Source organism: Streptococcus oralis (assembly GCF_001578945.1).
GTDB lineage: Bacteria > Bacillota > Bacilli > Lactobacillales > Streptococcaceae > Streptococcus > Streptococcus oralis_Q.
On record NZ_KQ969551.1, the window covers coordinates 250609 to 254699 of the forward strand.

Consider the following 4091-nt stretch of genomic DNA (forward strand, 5'->3'; position numbering starts at 1 on the left):
ATAAAATTAAAGAATATTTAGAAGAGAAGGGGCGAGTGACGGTCAATAATCTAGCTCAGGCTCTCGGAAAGGATGGATCCAAGGATTTCCGTGAGTTGATTAAAACCCTGTCTCTGATGGAAAGGAAGCACCAGATTCGCTTTGGAGAAGATGGTAGCCTCACCTTAGACCAAAAGAAGAAACATGAAATTACCCTCAAAGGGATTTTTCATGCCCATAAAAACGGTTTTGGCTTTGTCAGTCTAGAAGAGGAAGAGGACGACCTTTTTGTAGGAAAAAACGATGTCAACTACGCTATTGATGGCGATACCGTTGAGGTCGTGATTAAGAAAGTCGCTGACCGCAACAAGGGAACAGCAGCAGAAGCCAAGATTATTGATATCCTAGAGCATAGTCTGACGACAGTTGTCGGGCAAATCGTTTTGGATCAGGAAAAGCCCAAGTATGCGGGCTACATCCGTTCAAAAAATCAGAAAATCAGCCAACCCATCTATGTGAAGAAACCAGCTATCAAGTTGGAAGGTACTGAAGTTCTCAAGGTCCTTATCGATAAATACCCAAGTAAGAAACATGATTTCTTTGTCGCTAGTGTGCTAGACGTGGTGGGGCACTCGACTGATGCTGGGATTGATGTCCTTGAAGTCTTGGAATCCATGGATATTGTCTCTGAATTTCCAGAAGCTGTTCTCAAGGAGGCAGAAAGTGTGCCAGACGCTCCGTCTCAAAAAGATATGGAAGGTCGTCTGGACCTGAGAGATGAAATCACCTTTACCATTGATGGTGCGGATGCTAAGGACTTGGACGACGCAGTACACATCAAGCCTTTAAAGAATGGCAATATCGAACTCGGAGTTCACATCGCGGATGTTTCCTACTACGTGACCGAGGGTTCTGCCCTTGACAAGGAAGCTCTTAACCGCGCGACTTCTGTCTATGTGACAGACCGAGTGGTTCCAATGCTTCCAGAACGACTGTCAAATGGCATCTGCTCTCTCAATCCTCAAGTAGACCGCTTGACCCAGTCTGCTATTATGGAAATTGATAAACACGGTCGTGTAGTTAATTACACCATTACACAAACAGTGATCAAGACTAGTTTTCGTATGACCTATAGCGCTGTCAATGACATCCTGGCTGGCGACGAGGAAAAAAGACAAGAGTTTAAGAAAATTGTTCCTAGTATCGAACTCATGGCCAAGCTACATGAAAGGCTAGAAAGCATGCGTGAGAAACGTGGTGCCCTTAATTTTGATACCAGTGAAGCTAAGATTCTGGTGGATAAAAAAGGCAAGCCTGTGGATATCGTTCTTCGCCAACGTGGCATTGCAGAGCGCATGATTGAGTCCTTCATGTTGATTGCTAATGAAACGGTTGCCGAGCACTTCAGCAAGCTGGATTTGCCTTTCATCTATCGAATTCACGAGGAGCCCAAGGCTGAAAAAGTTCAGAAGTTTATTGATTACGCTTCGAGCTTTGGTTTGCGCATTTATGGGACTGCTAGTGAGATTAGCCAAGAGGCGCTTCAGGACATCATGCGTGCTGTTGAGGGAGAACCCTATGCGGATGTATTGTCCATGATGTTTCTTCGCTCTATGCAACAGGCTCGCTACTCAGAGCACAATCATGGCCACTATGGTCTTGCGGCAGACTATTATACTCACTTTACCAGCCCGATTCGCCGTTATCCAGACCTTCTAGTCCACCGTATGATTCGGGACTATGGTCGTTCCAAGGAAATTGCTGCACATTTTGAGCAAGTCATTCCAGAGATTGCGACCCAGTCTTCTAGCCGTGAACGTCGTGCTATCGAAGCAGAGCGTGAAGTCGAAGCCATGAAAAAGGCTGAGTACATGGAAGAATACGTGGGAGAAGAGTACGATGCAGTTGTATCCAGCATTGTCAAGTTCGGTCTCTTTGTCGAATTGCCAAATACAGTTGAAGGCTTGATTCACATCACCAATTTGCCTGAATTTTATCATTTCAACGAGCGTGACTTGACCCTGCGTGGGGAGAAATCAGGCACAACTTTCCGTGTGGGACAGCAGATTCGCATTCGGGTTGAAAGAGCCGATAAGATGACAGGTGAGATTGACTTCTCTTATATCCCAAGTGAGTTTGATGTCATCGAAAAAGGCTTGAAACAAGCTGGTCGTAAAGACAGAGGTCGTGGTTCCAGTCGTCGTTCAGATAAGAAGGAAGACAAGAGAAAATCAGGGCGCTCAAATGATAAGCATAAGCATTCACAAAAGGACAAGAAGAAAAAAGGCAAGAAACCTTTTTACAAAGAAGTAGCTAAGAAAGGAGCCAAGCATGGCAAAGGGCGAGGGAAAGGTCGTCGCACAAAATAAAAAGGCGCACCACGACTATACAATCGTAGATACGCTAGAGGCAGGAATAGTCCTGACTGGAACTGAAATCAAGAGCGTTCGAGCAGCTCGAATCAATCTTAAGGACGGTTTTGCCCAAGTAAAAAATGGGGAAGTTTGGCTCAGCAATGTCCATATCGCCCCTTATGAAGAGGGCAATATCTGGAACCAGGAACCAGAACGCCGTCGTAAACTCCTGCTCCATAAGAAGCAAATTCAAAAATTGGAACAAGAGACCAAAGGGACAGGAATGACCCTTGTTCCCCTTAAAGTTTATATCAAAGATGGCTATGCCAAGCTCCTTTTAGGACTTGCCAAAGGAAAACACGACTATGACAAACGGGAGTCCATTAAGCGCCGTGAACAAAACCGGGATATTGCCCGAGTTATGAAAGCAGTAAACCAACGATAAGAGGAGGAAATAAAATGGAAAAACTAATTGCCTATAAACGGATGCCCTTGTGGAATAAACAGACTATGCCAGAAATTGTCCAGCAGAAACACAATACCAAGGTCGGCACTTGGGGGAAGATTACTGTCTTGAAGGGAGCTCTCAAGTTTATTAAATTGACAGAAGAAGGAGAAGTTCTATCTGAGCACCTCTTTGAAGCGGGAGCGGACAATCCTATGTCGCAACCTCAAGCTTGGCACAGAGTTGAGGCTGCGACTGATAATGTAGAATGGTATTTGGAATTTTATTGTAAACCTGAGGATTATTTCCTTAAGAAATACAATACAAATCCAGTCCATTCAGAAGTCCTAGAAGCCATGCAGACGGTAAAACCGGGAAGAGCTTTGGATTTGGGCTGTGGGCAGGGGCGTAACTCTCTCTTCTTAGCACAACAAGGTTTTGATGTGACAGCTGTGGATCAAAATGAACTATCTCTGGAAATCTTGCAAAGCATCGTAGAGCAAGAGGATCTAGACATGCCTGTCGGTCTTTACGATATCAATTCAGCCAGCATTAGCCAAGCTTATGATTTTATCGTTTCAACAGTTGTTTTGATGTTTCTACAAGCGGACCGCATTCCAGCTATTATCCAAAATATACAGGAGCACACTACGGTCGGTGGCTATAACCTTATCGTCTGTGCCATGGATACAGAGGAGTATCCTTGCTCGGTTAACTTCCCATTCACCTTTAAAGAAGGGGAGTTGGCAGACTACTACAAGGATTGGGAATTGGTCAAGTATAATGAAAATCCAGGACATCTGCACCGTCGTGACGAAAATGGCAATCGCATTCAACTACGCTTTGCGACTATGTTAGCTAAAAAAATCAAGTAAATCAAACCTATACCAGCGAATAGAGACCACTTTGCAAAGTTTCTATTCGTTTTTGTTTGCGTCAACAGATCGGTTTTATGCTATACTAGAAGTGGGTGAAAGCGAGGTGGAGAGGTATGTTACTGGCTCTCCCGGAACGAGAAGCTGTATGTGATGGAGGTGGTCGAATGACGAGTCTTTTGGTGGAGCTGTATGATCGGCATGTATTGGAAAAGAATGTCTACCAAGCCTTTGTCAGTGATTGTGACGAGATTCTCTTTCTATCTTTGACGAAAATAAGTAACGAAGAAAAGCTTTCTCTCCGTCAGTTTATTCTTGATGAGGTGCCCCATATCCAACGTGTGATCTTTCGTCAGCTATCCTTGGAGCAAATAGCGAACCAGTTAGATTATTGCTTGGCTGAGTATGACCAGGTTCTCCTTGATGTCTTTGGTGGGG

At 44.5% G+C, this 4091-nt stretch carries 3 protein-coding genes and 1 pseudogene; all 4 read left to right on the forward strand.

The genetic code is table 11. From position 1 onward, the window contains the following. Nucleotides 1-2348, forward strand: a 2348-nt coding sequence (rnr, locus tag SORDD16_RS03945; RefSeq protein ID WP_081215127.1) for a ribonuclease R, incomplete at its 5' end; no start/stop codon positions are given. Continuing rightward, nucleotides 2311-2778 (forward strand): SsrA-binding protein SmpB, encoded by a 468-nt coding sequence (smpB, locus tag SORDD16_RS03950; protein WP_001051738.1) that lies wholly within the window; start codon nucleotides 2311-2313, stop codon nucleotides 2776-2778. The genes rnr and smpB, both read left to right, overlap by 38 nt. 14 nt (nucleotides 2779-2792) lie before the next feature. Beyond that, nucleotides 2793-3653, forward strand: a complete 861-nt coding sequence (gene tehB / locus SORDD16_RS03955) for an SAM-dependent methyltransferase TehB (RefSeq protein WP_061452457.1) — start codon at nucleotides 2793-2795, stop codon at nucleotides 3651-3653. Nucleotides 3654-3820: 167 nt separating this feature from the next. Beyond that, a pseudogene (locus SORDD16_RS11675) lies at nucleotides 3821-4091 on the forward strand (hypothetical protein); the annotation flags it as partial.

Bases quoted from the DNA above. Each gene is read 5' to 3' on its own strand.
- smpB (WP_001051738.1), top strand. From the start codon at position 2,311: ATGGCAAAGGGCGAGGGAAAGGTCGTCGCACAAAATAAAAAGGCGCAC.
- tehB (WP_061452457.1), top strand. From the start codon at position 2,793: ATGGAAAAACTAATTGCCTATAAACGGATGCCCTTGTGGAATAAACAG.